The sequence below is a fragment of the Streptomyces sp. NPDC031418 genome (genome assembly GCF_055581605.1).
Map to the genome: position 1 here is coordinate 111519 of NZ_JBVIJC010000013.1, position 14786 is coordinate 126304.

12 protein-coding genes and 1 pseudogene are annotated in these 14786 nt (G+C 72.4%); 3 read left to right on the forward strand and 10 right to left on the reverse strand.

Annotated elements, in window-relative coordinates; genetic code table 11:
- The 6 genes and pseudogenes from ACZ5CZ_RS21040 to ACZ5CZ_RS21065 form a co-directional block, all read right to left on the reverse strand.
- The coding region (locus ACZ5CZ_RS21040; RefSeq protein ID WP_468944831.1) for a M48 family metalloprotease at positions 1-886 on the reverse strand (886 nt) is incomplete at its 3' end.
- On the reverse strand, positions 883-1263 hold the full coding sequence (locus ACZ5CZ_RS21045; protein ID WP_468944834.1) for a BlaI/MecI/CopY family transcriptional regulator: 381 nt from the start codon (positions 1261-1263) through the stop codon (positions 883-885). The genes ACZ5CZ_RS21040 and ACZ5CZ_RS21045, both read right to left, overlap by 4 nt.
- Positions 1264-1363: 100 nt before the next feature.
- Complete coding sequence (locus ACZ5CZ_RS21050; RefSeq protein WP_468944837.1) at positions 1364-2269, reverse strand: aldo/keto reductase; 906 nt, start codon at positions 2267-2269, stop codon at positions 1364-1366.
- Between the two features lie 35 nt (positions 2270-2304).
- Positions 2305-3627, reverse strand: coding sequence for an aldehyde dehydrogenase family protein (locus ACZ5CZ_RS21055; protein WP_468945076.1), 1323 nt, complete (start codon positions 3625-3627; stop codon positions 2305-2307).
- A gap of 294 nt (positions 3628-3921) precedes the next feature.
- A pseudogene (locus ACZ5CZ_RS21060) lies at positions 3922-4557 on the reverse strand (response regulator); the annotation flags it as partial.
- Positions 4548-5672, reverse strand: coding sequence for a sensor histidine kinase (locus ACZ5CZ_RS21065; RefSeq protein ID WP_385841113.1), 1125 nt, complete (start codon positions 5670-5672; stop codon positions 4548-4550). The gene ACZ5CZ_RS21065 and the pseudogene ACZ5CZ_RS21060, both read right to left, overlap by 10 nt.
- A gap of 189 nt (positions 5673-5861) precedes the next feature.
- Between ACZ5CZ_RS21065 and ACZ5CZ_RS21070 the strand changes: the two genes are divergently transcribed.
- The gene (locus ACZ5CZ_RS21070; protein WP_468944841.1) at positions 5862-7109 is read left to right on the forward strand and encodes a serine hydrolase domain-containing protein; all 1248 of its coding nucleotides are present in this window, start codon (positions 5862-5864) and stop codon (positions 7107-7109) included.
- A 162-nt stretch (positions 7110-7271) separates the two neighbouring features.
- Positions 7272-7709 (forward strand): SPW repeat protein, encoded by a 438-nt coding sequence (locus tag ACZ5CZ_RS21075; RefSeq protein ID WP_385841115.1) that lies wholly within the window; start codon positions 7272-7274, stop codon positions 7707-7709.
- A gap of 112 nt (positions 7710-7821) precedes the next feature.
- Here ACZ5CZ_RS21075 and ACZ5CZ_RS21080 read toward each other — a convergent pair whose 3' ends face one another.
- Positions 7822-8334 (reverse strand): GNAT family N-acetyltransferase, encoded by a 513-nt coding sequence (locus tag ACZ5CZ_RS21080; RefSeq protein ID WP_468944844.1) that lies wholly within the window; start codon positions 8332-8334, stop codon positions 7822-7824.
- A 180-nt stretch (positions 8335-8514) separates the two neighbouring features.
- Here ACZ5CZ_RS21080 and ACZ5CZ_RS21085 point away from each other — a divergent pair, with 180 nt between their 5' ends.
- The gene (locus ACZ5CZ_RS21085) at positions 8515-11235 is read left to right on the forward strand and encodes a glycoside hydrolase family 2 protein (protein WP_468944847.1); all 2721 of its coding nucleotides are present in this window, start codon (positions 8515-8517) and stop codon (positions 11233-11235) included.
- Positions 11236-11278: 43 nt separating this feature from the next.
- Here the strand turns inward: ACZ5CZ_RS21085 and ACZ5CZ_RS21090 are convergent, their stop codons facing one another.
- From ACZ5CZ_RS21090 to ACZ5CZ_RS21100, 3 genes are all read right to left on the reverse strand, one after another.
- A complete protein-coding gene (locus ACZ5CZ_RS21090) occupies positions 11279-12739 on the reverse strand; it encodes a hydrolase (RefSeq protein WP_468944850.1) in 1461 nt (486 codons plus the stop codon).
- 167 nt (positions 12740-12906) lie between these two features.
- Entirely contained in the window at positions 12907-13683 is a 777-nt protein-coding gene (locus tag ACZ5CZ_RS21095) for a GNAT family N-acetyltransferase (RefSeq protein ID WP_468944853.1), read from the reverse strand.
- A 90-nt stretch (positions 13684-13773) separates the two neighbouring features.
- A complete protein-coding gene (locus ACZ5CZ_RS21100; RefSeq protein ID WP_385841120.1) occupies positions 13774-14628 on the reverse strand; it encodes a GNAT family N-acetyltransferase in 855 nt (284 codons plus the stop codon).
- Between the last annotated feature and the right edge of the window lie 158 nt (positions 14629-14786).

The following is a 14786-nucleotide window of genomic DNA, read 5'->3' on the forward strand; positions in this document are numbered from 1 at the left end:
GGAAGTCGGCCATACCGGTGACCGAGGCCACGCAGGAGCCGGCGGCGCAGACGAGCAGCAACGCGGCGACAGCGCGGCCGGCACGGGGCGCGAGCGGAGCTGCCAGCAGGGCCTGGACGCGCTGGGGGACCGGGCCGCCGGCCGCCGCGGCGGCGAAGGCGGGACGCGACGAACGGGCCGACTGACCGGCGAGAGCCGCACGGGCGATGGCCCGGGCGGTCAGCCGCCGGTCGCCGACCGAGGCGGCGGCGTCCTCGTCGGCCGCGCGCTCGGCGGCCAGCCGGATGGAGTCGCGGACCCGGCGCAGCGCGGGATGGCAGTGCGCGGCCAGTTCGGCGGCGGCGAGGAAGTAGTGGTGGCCGCCCGCGTTGTGGGCCCGCTCGTGGGCGAACAGCGCCTCCCGCTCCTTGCCGTCCAGGCTGCGCAGCATCGCGGTGGTGACGACGATCCGGTGCGGGCGGCCCGGCAGGGCGTAGGCGTCGGGGCGGGGCGAGTCCACCACGCACAGATCCCCGGCGGCGGGGCCGCGCCCAGCCTCGCTGCGGGCCGCGCGGAAGGCACGGGTCTGGCGCAGCACCGAGCGGACCAGGCTCAGCGCGCACACGGCGAGCGCGCCGACGGAGGTGGCGGCGGCCGGGAGCACGACGAGGTCGGAGGCGGTGCGCAGCGGGTGGACCAGCTCGCCGAACGCGGCGAAGAGCGGCAGCTTGAGCAGCCCGGTGAGCACGAACGCGCCGAGCGCCGCCAGCGAGCAGCCGGCGAAGACGACCGCGCATCCGGTGAGCGCCCACAGTGCGGTCAGGGGGGCCAACCGGGCGACGGCGCGCCGGGCCAGCGAGGGCAGCGTGCAGGGCAGCAGCAGGGGCAGCAGGAGCAGCGCGGTCATCGGTCGTCGGATTCGAGCAGATCGCGCAGGATGCGTTCGTCGTCGGGGTTGAGCTGGGCGACGAAGCGGGCGAGGACCGTCTCGCGGTCGCTGTCCCGGTCCAGCTCGCTGTGCATGCGGCGGGCGGTGAGGCCCTGGGCATCCTGCGCGTCGCGGACCGGCGCGTAGGCGTAGCCGCGGCCCTGGCGTTCCCGCTCGACCACGCCCTTGTCGTACAGCCGGGTGAGGATCGTGGTGACCGTCGTACGGGCGAGGTCCGCGCCGAGGCTGCGCTGGACCTGGGCGGGCGTCTGGGGGACGCCGGCGGCCCAGAGCGCGGCCATGACGCTCGCTTCGAGCTCGCCCGCCGGCCGGCGCTCGTCCTTCGCCTCGGTCATGGAACGTCCTTCACCCCGTCTTCGCCTGCGGCGGCCCGTGCGCCCGCCCGTCCGATGGTAGTCAATCGTTCCTTCGTACGGCTGTACCCCCTGGGACCGGTCAGCCGGCGGTGGTGTGCAGGGCGTCCAGCCGTTTCTGTTCGTCCGCGGTGAGGCGCAGGGCGCCCGCGGCGACGTTCTGCACGAGGTGGTCCGGGTTGCCGGTGCCGGGGATGGCGAGGACGTGCGGGCCCTGGTGCAGGGTCCAGGCGATGCGGATCTGCGCGGGGCTCACGCCGTGCGCGCGGGCGATGTCGCGCACGGTGTCGTCGTGGTCGTCGGTCGCCGCCTGGGCCGCGGCCTCGCCGGCGACGGCGTAGAACGGCACGAAGGCGATGCCGTGCTCGCCGCACAGGCGCAGCATCTCGTCGTCGACGGGGTCGGGCCGGTCCAGGGCGTACCGGTTCTGCACGGAGACCACCGGGGCGATCTCCAGGGCCTCGGCGAGGTGGTGCGGTGCGACGCCGGAGATGCCGAGGTGCCGGATCATGCCCGCCTCGCGCAGTTCGGCGAGGGCGCCGAAGTGCTCGGCGATGGAGTCCTGCCTCATCCGCCGCAGATAGACGAGGTCGAGGTGGTCGCGGCCGAGCTGGCGCAGGTTCTCCTCCACGTGGCCGCGCAGCTGGTCGGGGCGGGCCGCGGTGCCCCACTCGCCGTGGTAGTCGCGGAACGGGCCGACCTTGGCGGCGATCACCAGGTCCTCGGCGTACGGGGCCAGCGCGGTGTTGATCAGTTCGTTGGCGGAGCGGGTGGCGGAGAAGTAGAAGGCGGCGGTGTCGATGTGGTTCACGCCGAGTTCGACGGCCCGCCGCAGCACCGCGAGGGAGCGGGTGCGGTCGCTCGGGGTGCCGAGGTGGAAGGCGGCGCTGCCCGTCAGCCGCATGGCGCCGAGGCCGATGCGGTGGACGGGCAGATCGCCGAGGGTGAAGGTGCCGGACGCGTCCGCGGTGATCGCTGCTGTGTTCATCGGCGGATGATCGCACAACCGTCCGGCCTGCCGCGTCAGTTCAGGGGCTTGGCGAGGACCGCCTTGCGGTGGCTGAACGTCTCGATGGAGTAGCGGCCGTGGTAGTTGCCCATGCCGCTCTCGCCCACCCCGCCGAACGGCAGGTCGGAGACGGTGAGATGGGCCAGCGGCAGGCCGTAGCCGAGGCCGCCGGAGGAGGTCTCGGCGGCGATCCGCGCCCGGGTCTCGTCGGACTCGGAGAACACGTACAGGGCGAGCGGCTTGTCGCGGTCGTTGATGAAGGCAATCGCCTCGTCCAGGCCGGCGACGGTGACGATCGGCAGGATCGGGCCGAAGATCTCCTCCTGCATGACGGGCGCCTTCGGGTCGACGTCGGCGAGGACCGTCGGCGCGATGTACTTGGCGGTGCGCTCGCTCGCGCCGCCGACCGCGATCCGGCCCGAGTCGAGCAGGGCGGTCAGCCGGTCGAAGTGCCGTTCGTTGATGATCCGGCCGTACTCCGGGGAGTTCTGCGGGTCGGTGCCGTACAGGGTCTCGACCGCGCGGACCAGCGCGGCCTCCAGGGCGGGGGCGGTCTCCGGGTCGGTCAGGACGTAGTCGGGGGCGACGCAGGTCTGGCCGGCGTTGAGGAACTTGCCGCGGGCGAGACGGTCGGCGACGGCGTCGAGGTCGGTGCCGCGGTCCACGAACACCGGGGACTTGCCGCCCAGTTCGAGGGTGACCGGGGTGAGGTGTTCGACGGCGGCGCGCATCACGATCCGGCCGACGGTGCCGTTGCCGGTGTAGAAGATGTGGTCGAAGCGCTCGGCGAGCAGGGCCGTGGTCTCCGGGACGCCGCCCTCGACGACGGCGACGGCGTCGGTGTCGAGGTAGGCCGGGATCAGCTCGGCCAGCGCGGCGGAGGTGGCCGGGGCGAGTTCGCTGGGCTTGGCGACGACCGCGTTGCCGGAGGCGAGCGCGCCGACGAGCGGGGCGAGCAGCAGCTGCGCCGGGTAGTTCCAGGGGGCGATGACGAGGACGACGCCGAGGGGGTCGTACTGCGTCCAGGCCGTGGCGTCGGCGCCGAGGTGGGCCGGGACGGGCGCGGGCTCGGGCCGCAGCCACTCCGCGAGATGCTCCAGGGTGTGGTCGATCTCCCGGATGGTGAAGTCGATCTCGGTGCGGTAGGCCTCGGTGCTGCTCTTGCCGAGGTCCGTGTGGAGGGCGGCGGCGAGGTCGGCACCGCGCTCCGTGAGCATCGCGCGCAGCCGGCGCAGCTGCTCGGTGCGCCACTCGACGGGCTTGGTGCGGCCGGTGGCAAAGGTGGCGCGGAGCCGGGCGACGACGTCGGCGGCCTGGTCGGGGGTGGGGTGGTTCACGGGTGCCTCGCTGCTGGTCAACGTTTCAGATGTAAAGGCCAACCTTTCATGTCCTCAAGTTAATTCCGCCGGCACCCTGGAGTGGCCGAGGTCACATGGCGGCCGGTCCGGTTCCGGAAGTCGCGTGCGTGACGCTCAAGGTCCCGCAGGTTCCGCACGGAACCCGTCGGCGGCGGGGGCCAGGGGGACGGCGAAGTCGTCGGGCACACAGGGCTGTCCGGGCATGTCCTCTTGGCGAGCCGGATGCCGGGCCAGGGGTGACTGACCGGCAGCGCCGGGCTCGGGGCCGCCATGGCGGCGAAGGTGGGCCAGGACGGCGCGGACCCGGCGGTGGCCGCTGTCGCCGGCCGACAGGCCGAGTTTGAGGAAGACGCTGCCGATGTGTTTGTGGACGGCGTTGTCGGTGACGAAGAGCCGCTGGGCGATGGTGGCGTTGTCGTGCCCTTCGGCCATCAGGGCCAGGACCTCGCGCTCGCGGGGGGTCAGGGTGTCCACGGGATCGCCGCGGACGGCGAGGAGCTGGGCGATGACCTCGGGGTCCATGGCGGTACCGCCGGCGGCCACGCGGCGCAGTGCGTCGGTGAACTCCGCGATGCGGCTCACCCGGTCCTTGAGCAGATAGCCGATGCCGCCACGGGTGTCGGAGAGGAGGCGGCCGGCGTATTCCTGCTCGACGTACTGGGACAGGACCAGAACAGGAAGTCCGGGGCGGTCGCGGCGGGCCCGGAGGGCGGCGCGGATGCCCTCGTCGCGGAAGGTCGGGGGCAGCCGCACGTCGACGATGGTGACGTCCGGGCGGTGGGCCTCGACTGCGGCGAGGAAGCCGGAGGCGTCCTCCGTGATCGCGGCGACCTCGAAGCCCTGGGAGCCCAGCAGGAGTTCGAGTCCGGAGGACAGCAGGACGTTGTCCTCGGCGATGACTACGCGCACGGCAGCTCCACGGTGACGGTGGTCGGCCCGCCCGGCGGGCTGGTGATCTTCATGGTGCCGTCCAGGGCGGCGGCGCGGCGGCGCATTCCCTCCAGGCCGCTGCCCCGGGATGCGTCCGCCCCGCCGGCCCCGTCGTCGGTGATCTCCGCGGACAGCATCGCGCCGTTCCGGGTGACGTGGACGGCGGCCTTGGTGGCGCGGCTGTGCCGGGCTATGTTCGCCAGCGCCTCGGTGACGGCGAAGTAGGCGACCGCCTCGACAGCGGCGGGGACCTCGCCGAGATCGCCGATGTCCATGCGGGTCGGCACGCCGGCCCTGTCGGCCAGGGTGCCGAGCGCGCCTTCGAGGCCCTGGTCGGCCAGGACCGGCGGGTAGATGGTGCGGATGACGGAGCGCAGCTCGGCCATGGCCTCCTCGGTCTCGGCCTGGGCCTGCCGTACGAGCGCGGCGGCCGCGTCCGGGTCCTGGGCAAGGCTGTTCCCGGCCACGGCAAGCCGTATGGCGATGGCCACCAGCCGGGCCTGGGTGCCGTCGTGCAGGTCGCGTTCGATCCGGCGGAGTTCCGCGCCGTGCGCCTGAAGGACATCGGCGCGCGTCCGGGTGAGTTCGGTGACGCGCGCAGCCAGTCGTTCCGCGGGAGACGGCGCCAGGACTGCCAGGCAGCACCGCGCGTGCAGCCGGGCGAGCGGCGGCAGGGCGACGGCCGCAAGAGCCGCAAGGAGCAGGAGTTGCGCCAGGTTGACCGTCAGCGCGGAGGCCCAGCTGTCGACACGGACTCCGAACAGCAGCAGCCGTGGCGGATCCGACGCGGGGAAGGCCCGCCACGCCACGGTGACGACGACGGTGAGGAGCAGGTTGCCCAGGCACAGCAGGGCAAGCAGGCCCGCGGGCAGGCCGGTGGCCACCTGCGTCACGAGCCATGCGAGGTCTCGGCGCAGGGCACGGGGGCGCGGCTCCACCGGCCGGGCCAGCACCGCCCCGGCGCGCCGGCGGTGGCGCTCCGCCCAGGGAGTTGCCAGCGACGGCAGGCACAGCAGTGGCGCCGCCACGAGTGTCACCGTCGCGGTCAGCAGGGTGCCGAGCAGGTAACGTCCGCTGCGCCCGGTTCGGACCAACCGTGCGCGGGCCTCACCTGTCACGCCGTGCACTGGTCCACCCTCGTCTGTCGAACGGGACCCGGAAGGGGCCCTCGGACCCGCCACTGTATGGGCCGGGAGCCCCGGCGGCACTACAGCCACCTGTAGGTTCCCGGCGGCCGCCTGCGGTAGCGACATGCGGTTCGACGCTTGCCTAGCGTCTGCTCCATGAGATCGACGACCCCGGCCTCCGCGCCGCAGAACCGCCCTTCCCAGCAACGTCGCCGCCGGATCGGCCGGGGGTGGCCGGCCGTCGCTGCGGCCGTACTCGGCACAGTGGGTGCGGCCATTGCCGTCCAGTCCTCGGACGGCGCGACCGCGCGGTCCGCGCCCGGCTACCAGCAGGAGGACCTGCGCCGGGACACCGGTGCCATCCGGGCGCTGGGAATCACCGGCGTCCAGGCGCGGGTGACCACCGCTTCCGGCCGGGATCTGGTGGCCACCGCCGGCGTCGCCAGGGCGGGCGGGAACCGCCCGGTGCCCCGCAACGGCTACTTCCGGATGGCGAGCACCGGCAAGGCGCTCATGGCCACGGTGGTCCTTCAGCTGGCCGACGACGGCAAGCTGTCCCTGGACGACACGGTGGACCACTGGCTGCCCGGTGTGATCGACGGCAACGGCAACGACGGACGGAAGATCACCGTGCACCAGCTGCTGCAGAACACCAGCGGCCTCCACGACGACCTGCCCGGCTTCGACACCCCGCAGCAGTACTACCGGCACCGCTACGACACCTACACCCCCGAACAGATCGTCGCGAGGGCGATGAAGCACCACCCGGACTTCCGGCCGGGCACCGGCTGGGGTTACTCCAACACCGGCTACGTCGTCCTCGGCATGATCGTCGAGAAGGCGGCCGGGCGCCCCTGGCAGCAGGAGGTCGGGAGCCGGATCCTGAAACCGCTCGGCATGGACCACACCTACCTGCCGGGCACCGCCTCCACCCTTCGCCGCCCGCACGCCGACGGCTACCAGGTCTTCGCCTCCGGCGAACGGACGGACGTCACCGAACAGATCGTCCCCGACCTCGGCGGCTACGTGTCCACCACGGCGGACGTCAACCGGTTCTTCCGGGGGCTGCTGGGCGGCAGGCTGCTGTCCCGGGAGCGCATGGCCGAGATGCAGGACACCGTGCCCGTTCCCAAGCGGTTCGAGGTGTTCTGGCCCGGCGGACGCTACGGCCTCGGCTTGGTCAACCGCCCCCTGAGCTGCGGCGGGAGCTACTGGAGCCACGAAGGAGGGGAAGCCGGCTACATCACCCTGAACGGCGCCACCGACGACGGCAGCCGCACCGTCACCGTCTCCATGTCCACCAGCTTCAATGACCTCCCTGAGACGATCCGGCAGCAGAAGGCCGCCAGCGCCCTCGTCGACCGGGCGTTGTGCGACACCTCCGGCAACGGACGGAGAAGGTAGCCGCCCAGCCCGTTCGTGCCGCGCGCCCCTCACATCTGTGTACCGGTACCAGCCCACCCACCTCTACACATAAAGGAGAAATAAGGGCAAACTAATGACAGGCGGCGCGTACCGCACACCGCACTGGCTGCGGTCCGGCCTGAAAGGCAAAGGAGACGAGTCATGGCCAACGTCTCACACAGGGGTGACATAACGAGCCACCCCGATGTCTCCGAAATGCGGGCTCGCTACGCCCGCATGCTCGGCGGTCGCGATGTGGCGCTCGTGGACGGACCGGTGTTCCTGCTCGGTCTGTACTGCGCGGCATCGCCGTGGATCGTGCACTACACAGCGAGCCAGCCGGCGCTCATGACGCACAATCTGATCATGGGGATCGCGATCGGCCTGCTGGCCCTCGGATTCACCCGGGCCCCGGAGCGGATGTACGGCCTCAGCTGGGCCATGTGCGCCATGGGCGTGTGGCTGATCATCGCTCCCTGGATCGTGGGCAGCGGCCCGGACGCGGGCGTGATCATCAACAACATCGTCATCGGCGCACTGGCGATCGTCCTCGGACTGGTCTGCGCCGGTACGGCGGCCAAGAGTGTCCCCAGGCCTTGAGGAGAAGACCGAGGAAGGGAGAGTCACCTGAACAGGAACATCGACCAGGCCGGTCCGCCCGGGCGGACCGGCCCCTTCATGTGCCGCCAGGACACGGACCGGACAGGGCGGCTCAGCCGCTCACGGTCAAGGACATCCACACATCCGGGGCCAGCTCCGGCCGGTCTGGCACCGGCCGGAGCTCGCGGGTCCAGGCATCCCCCGCGGCATCCTCCGCGACCCGCTGCCAGAAGCGCACGGCGGCGGGGTTCTCCTGCTGGTAGGCGATCTCCCACGGCCCGGGGTGCCGGGCCAGCACCGCCCGGACGGCCCGCAGCCCGAGGCCCCGGCGGCGCGCGCCGCGCACCACGAAGAAGCTGTTCAGAACCCGCACCGGGCCGTCCAGTGCGCGCACGAAGGCGAACCCGGCGGGGCGTTCGCCGCACAGCAGCAGGTACGGCGCCCAGCCGGGAGCGGTGAAGGCGGAGTCCACGCGCTCGCTGCGGAAGCCACCGTCGGCGGCCGGCAGCACACCCGCGTACTCGGACAGGTCATGCCGGAACATCAGCCACAGCCGTTCGACGGTGGGCCGGTCATCGGGGGTCGCGGACCGGACGAGCAGGTCCGGAATCATGGTTTCGGTCATGAACGAGAGCCTCCCGGGGCGGACTTGCGGTCCGCCCCGGGAGGCTCTCGACGACTGCCGTCACCCTAGCGCACGGCAGGCACGCACGTCTCCGGCCAGGTTCGTTGACTCTCCCCGCGCCACTCCCTACCTTGAGCCGGATTTGTGCCTTTTCCTCGCTTTTCGAGGGTTGGAGACTCCGTGTTCCCTCGCCCCGCCCCCGGCCCCCGCCACGCCGTCACCGCGCTGCTCCTCGCGACGCTGCTCGCGCTGACCACCGGAGCGTGGGCCGGCTCGCCGAGCGCGCGGGCGCCGTACCCGCCGGTCCCGCTCACCCGGGTGCCCGCCGCGGCCGGGACGAGCACCCCGCTCGCCGGGTACGCCGTGCGGTCCACGGCCGAGGTGAGCGACTCGGCGGCGGCGGTCTCCTCCCCCGGCTATCCGACGCAGGGCTGGTACCCCGCGGGGCCCCGCTCGACCGTGCTGGCCGCGCTCCTCGCCGACGGCGTCTACCCCGACCCGTTCCGCTCCACCAACCAGCGGAAGATCCCGCGGGCCGACTTCGAGGTGCCGTGGTGGTACCGCGCCGACTTCACCGTCGAGGACACCACGCGCCGCACCTACCTCGACTTCAGCGGGGTCGTCTCGGCGGCCGACGTCTATGTCGACGGCCACCGGGTGGCGCAGGCGGCGGACGTCACCGGCGTCTACACCCACCACGAGCTGGACATCACCGCGCTGGTGCGGCCCGGCACCAACACGGTCGCCTTCCGCGTCCGGCCCAACGATCCGGACAACGACCTCACCATGGGCTGGCTCGACTGGCTCCAGCCGCCGCCCGACCGGAACATGGGCATCGTCCGGGACGTCCTGGTCCGCCGGAGCGGCCCGGTCGCGCTGCGCGACGCGCACGTCGTGACCCGGCTGGACGTGCCGTCCCTCGCCACCGCCGACCTGACGGTCCGGGCCCGCGTCCGCAACGACTCCGGCACCCCGGTCACGGCGCGGATCAGCGGCCGCGTCGCCGGCACGGAGCTGTCCCGGACCGTGCCGCTCGCCGCCCACCAGACCACGACCGTCGCCTTCTCCCCCGCCGACGTCCCGGGACTGCACCTGACGGCGCCGAAGGTGTGGTGGCCGGCCGGGATGGGCGGACAGCCGCTGTACGACCTCGACCTCACCGCCTCCGTGTCCGGTACGCCGTCCGACACCGCGCACGAGAGCTTCGGCATCCGTGACGTCCGGGCCCCGCTCGACGCGGACGGCGCCCGCCAGTACCGGATCAACGGCCGCAGGCTGCTGGTCAAGGGCGGCGGCTGGGCCCCGGACGAGTTCCTGCGCTGGGACGACCGCTATGCCGAGGACCGGCTTCGATACGCCGTCGACCTGGGCCTGAACACCCTCCGACTGGAGGGCCACCTGGAGCCGGACGAGTTCTTCACGCTGGCCGACCGCCTGGGCGTGCTCACCCTGCCCGGCTGGGAGTGCTGCGACAAGTGGGAGGGCGACGTCAACGGCAGCGAGGCCGGCCGGGAGTGGACCGCCGCCGACCACCCGGTGGCGAAGGCGTCCATGGCCGCGGAGGCCGCCCGGCTACGGGACCACCCGAGCGTGCTGTCGTTCCTGATCGGCAGCGACTTCGCCCCGGACGCCAGGATCGAACGGGACTACCTGGACGCCCTGAAGGACGCCGACTGGAACACCCCGGTGATCCCGGCCGCCTCGGACAACTCCTCGCCAAAACTGGGCAGTTCGGGCATGAAGATGACCGGCCCCTACGACTGGGTACCGCCCCGCTACTGGTACGCCAAGCGCGAGGGCGGAGCCACCGGCTTCAACTCGGAGACCAGCGCGGGACCGAGCATCCCCACCCTCGACACCCTGCGCCGGATGCTGACACCGGCGGAGCTCGACACCCTCTGGAAGGAACCGGACACCCGGCAGTACCACCGCTCGCCGTCCCCGGTCTTCGGCACACTGGGGATCTACGACGACGCGCTCACCGGCCGCTACGGCGCCCCCACCGGCCTCACCGACTACGTCCGCAAGGCGCAGCTGGCCCAGTACGAGAACGTCCGCGCCCAGTTCGAGGCCTACCAGCGCAACGCCACGGACCGCACCGCACCGGCCACCGGGGTGATCCACTGGATGTTCAACAGCGGCTGGACCTCCCTGCACTGGCAGCTGACGGACCGCTATCTGGACCAGGGCGGGTCCTACTTCGGCGCCAAGAAGGCGAACGAGCCGCTGCATGTGCAGTACTCCTACGACGACCGCTCGGTCGTCGTGGTGGACAACCGGCACACCCCGGCCGGCGGTCTGACCGTACGGGCCACCCTGTTCGCGCCCGACGGCACCCAGAAGTACGACCGCACGGTCCGCGGTGTCTCGGTCGGCGGGGACGGGGCGCACACCACCGCGCTGACCCTGCCCTCCTCGGTGAGCGGTCTGCCCCGCACCTATCTGCTCCGCCTGCTGCTGACCGGCGCGGACGGCCGGGAGGCGGACCGCAATGTCTACTGGCTGTCCACCAGCCCGGACACGCTCGACTGGAGCAGTACCACCTGGTACTACACGCCGGCGGACGACTACGCCGACCTCAGCGGCCTGGCCGCCATGACCCGGGTACCGGTGGCGGCGACGGCGTCGACCGAGTCGTCCGGCGGCACGTCGACCACCACGGTCACCCTCCGCGCCACGGGCACGGGCCGTACCCCGGCGCTGCTGACGGACGTCCACCTCGTGGACGCGCAGGGCAGGCCGGTGCTGCCGGTGCGCTGGTCGGACAACGAGGTGAGCCTGTGGCCGGGCGAGTCGATGACACTCACCGCCACCTGGCGCACCGCCGATCTGCGGGGCGCCGCACCCCGGGTGCGGGTCTCCGGCTGGAACACTCCGGAGCAGACGGCGCCGGCCGGCTGACAAAAAAAAGGGGGTGGGCCGACAAGGCGGCCCACCCCTGCGCTCAGCTCACGTTGAGCGCGGTGTCGTCCACGACGAACGACGTCTGGTACTTGGAGCCCTCGGTGCCGGTGAACTTCAGGGTGACGGTCTGCCCCGCGTAGCCGCTGAGGTTGAAGCTGCGCTGGGTGTAGCCCGAGCCCGCGTTGAGGTTCGAGTACGTCGCCAGGGTGCCGAGGACCGTGCCCGAACTGTTGAGGACCTGCACCTGGAGGGTGTCGTACGCCGTGCTGGTGGAGGTCTCCGCCGTGTCCACGTGCAGATAGAAGCTGAAGGTGGCCGTCGAGCAGCCGGACGGGATGGTCACCGACTGGGAGAGGGTGTCGGTGGTGGCGGTGCCGTAGCCGTCGAGCCAGGCGTAGTACGAGCCCGAGTGGGCCGGCTCGCCGGTCGAGTTGGTGATGACGCCGCTGTTCGCGCTCCAGGCGGTGCTGCCGGACTCGAAGCCGTTGTTGCCGAGCAGCTGGCCGGCGGTGCAGGACGTCGAGCCGCCCCCGCCGCCCCCGGTGCCGCCGCCGCTGCCGCTCGCGCCGGACAGCCACTCGGTGGCGTTGAGGGCAAGGGCCGCGTTGGTGGCGCCGGAGTCGTTCCAGCCGTCGTACAGCGTGTTGCCGGACTGGCCGGTGCCGTCGTCGATGGGCGAGCTGTCGCCCCAGAACGCGATGCGGCCGCTGCCGAAGGTGCTGGTCAGGAAGAACGCGCCGGTGTTGCCCGAGGAGCCGGTGCGGTACACCAGGCCCTTGACCGCGGGGTTGTCCGAGGGCTTGAGGGTGGCCGTGGTGCCGTCGGCGATCAGGCTCTTGGTGACGGTGCCGAAGGAGCCGTGCAGCACCGGGTTGGTGCTGTCGCTGATGGCGGGCGGGTAGTCGGACTTGACGTCCAGCGAGTCGATGGAGAAGCCGAACGGGTCGGTGGAGTCGACGCTGTTGTTCGACATCAGGTCGTTGAGGATCTGGACCGCGTCGTAGCCGTCGTTGTTGCGGTCGGCTCCGGTGTGGTCGGAGATCATGAACAGACCGCCGCCGTTCTTCACGAAGTTCATGATCGCCGTCTTCTCGGCGGCGGAGAACATCGTGTTGGGCTCCGGCAGGACCAGCGTGTCGAAGTTCGACAGGTCGGTCGTGGCGGAGCCGCCGTAGCTGAGGCTGGAGCCCGACGGCAGCGTCTTGAGGCTGTAGTTGCCGGTCTTCTGGAGCGCCACGCCCCAGGAGGACAGGGCGCCGGTCCAGTCCGTCTCGGCGGACGGGGAGGAGTTCTGGCCGAGCGGGTCGGGCTGACTGGTGGAGATGATCCAGTCGGCGTTGCCGGCCGTCTCGGCGTGGGCGTTGTCGAACAGGATGCGGTGCGGGGTCGCCGCGTGGGCGGGGGCGCTGGCGCCGACCTGGAGGGCGGCTCCGGTGAGGAGCATGCCCAGTCCGGCCAGGGCGGTGGTGAATCTGCGGCGGGATCTCCTGGATCCAGGCATCCGGCGAACCTCCATGAGGGGTGGGGAGACGGCGGTGGGGGCGCCAAGTCTGCGCGCGTAGAACCGGCTTGAGGGTTCTACACGCGTCGATTGATTGAAAGGTACATGGCATGAAGGCCCGGTGAACAGAAAGTCCCGGCAATAACCGGAGCGCGCCGGCCGGCGTGTCAGCCGCCGTACAGGTACGGCGTGGTGGTGCTGAGCTGGTGGAATCCGAGGCGCTGAAGGATCGGGCGGCTCATGGGCGAGGCGTCGACCTGGAGATAGCGGTATCCGTGTTCGGCGGCGACGCGGGCGCGATGGGCGACCAGGGCACGGTAGACGCCCCGGCCCCGCCACGCCTCGACGGTGCCGCCGCCCCAGAGCCCGGCGAAGGCGGTGCCGGGCACCAGTTCCATCCGGGCGGCGCTGACGGGTTCGTCACCGGCGAGCGCGACCACGGCGACGACCGTGCCGGGGTCGGCGGCCAGCCGGGCCAGCAGCCGGTGCCGCAGCCGGCCGCCGTCGGTGCCGAAGGCCTGCTCGTGCACCGCGACGACGAGGTCGACCCCGGCCGGGTCGCTGGCCCGCACGAGCCGGATGCCGGCGGGCGGTTCGGCGTCCAGGGCCAGCCGGGCGACCTCGCCCACCAGCAGGGCCTCTTCCGGCTCGGGCCGGAACCCGGCGGCGGTGAGCCGGGCGCCGAGATCCTTCGGCCGGTCGTGGCCGTAGAGCTTCCACTCGAAGTCCCGGCCGAGGCCGGTGAAGCGGTCGATCTGGTCCTGGACGGCCCGGTCCGCGTCCGCCGCGTCCAGCCCGGCCCACAGCACCCCGTTCCAGCCCTGCGGGCCGGCGACCTGGCGCACCACCCCGCCGGCCCGTTCGATCCGGGCCCCGGGGCCGTCCGGCCGTGCGCCCCGGCGCATCTCCTGGTCGTAGCGGGCGAGCACCGCCGAGTGATCCATACGGCCACTGCACCATGTCCGCCCCGGGCGGGCAACGCAATTCCCGATGGGCCGGGCGAGGCGGCGAACCGCGGTGCGGTTCGGGCGCCGTCAGCCCAGTTCGAGCGTGGTGACGCCGAACACGCGCTCCTGCGCGTGCGCGCGTACCGGGCCCGTGTACATGCGGGCCGTCTCGAACGAGGCGACGAGTCCCGCCGCTTCGGCGAGGGCGACGCCGGCCGTGTTGGGCTCGGGTACGTCGAGGGCGATCTCCTGGCCGGCCGCCTCGGCGGTGAGGGCGGCGAACAGGGCGCGGGCGTCCTCGGCGGTGTCCGCGAACAGTGGGCCGATGCGGAGGGTGTCATGGCCGGGGCGGATGACGCCGTAGCCGGTGAGGCGGCCGCCGTCGTGGCGGACCACGGCGCGGTGGCCGGGGCCGGTGAGCCACTCGGCGAGGAAGCGCGGGCGGTCGGCCGGGGAGCAGGCGCCGTCGTAGGCGGTGAGGGCGGCCAGGTCGCCGGGCTCGGCCGGGCGGACCCCGGAGGGGGTCTCGCTCTCGGGAGCCGGTCCGGTGAACCGGATGGTGCGGTAAGCGAGTTCGAAGCCGGACTGGCGGTAGTTGTCCTGCTGGGCGACGACCCCGTCCAGGCCGACCGTGCGGTCCCCGGCGTGGGCCAGCGCGGTCTTCCAGGTGGTGAGGCCGTGCCCCTGGCCGCGCAGGTCGGGCCGTACGAGATAGCAGCCGAGGAAGGCGTAGTCGGTGCCGTAGTTCACCACGGAGATCGCCGAGACCGGCTCCCCGTCGATCCGGCCGAGGAAGAACCCCTCGGGGTCCTGGGCGAAGAACGCGGGCCCGTCGGACAGTCCGGGGTTCCAGCCCTCCGCGGCCGCCCATCCGCTGATCACCGGCCAGTCGGCGAGGGTGGCCTGGGTGACGACGAGGTCATGGGGGGCCGGAGAGGTCATCGGTGCGCTCCGTTTCGGTCGGGGGTCATGGCTGACCTGCCGCATCCTTCCGGATCAACGGGGGCCGCGCCATGGGGAGATCGGCCGTTGCGGAGGTGCGCCGGCCGGCCTGGTCCCCCCGACCCGGCGGGCCGGCCGGTGCCCGCTCGCGCGTCCGG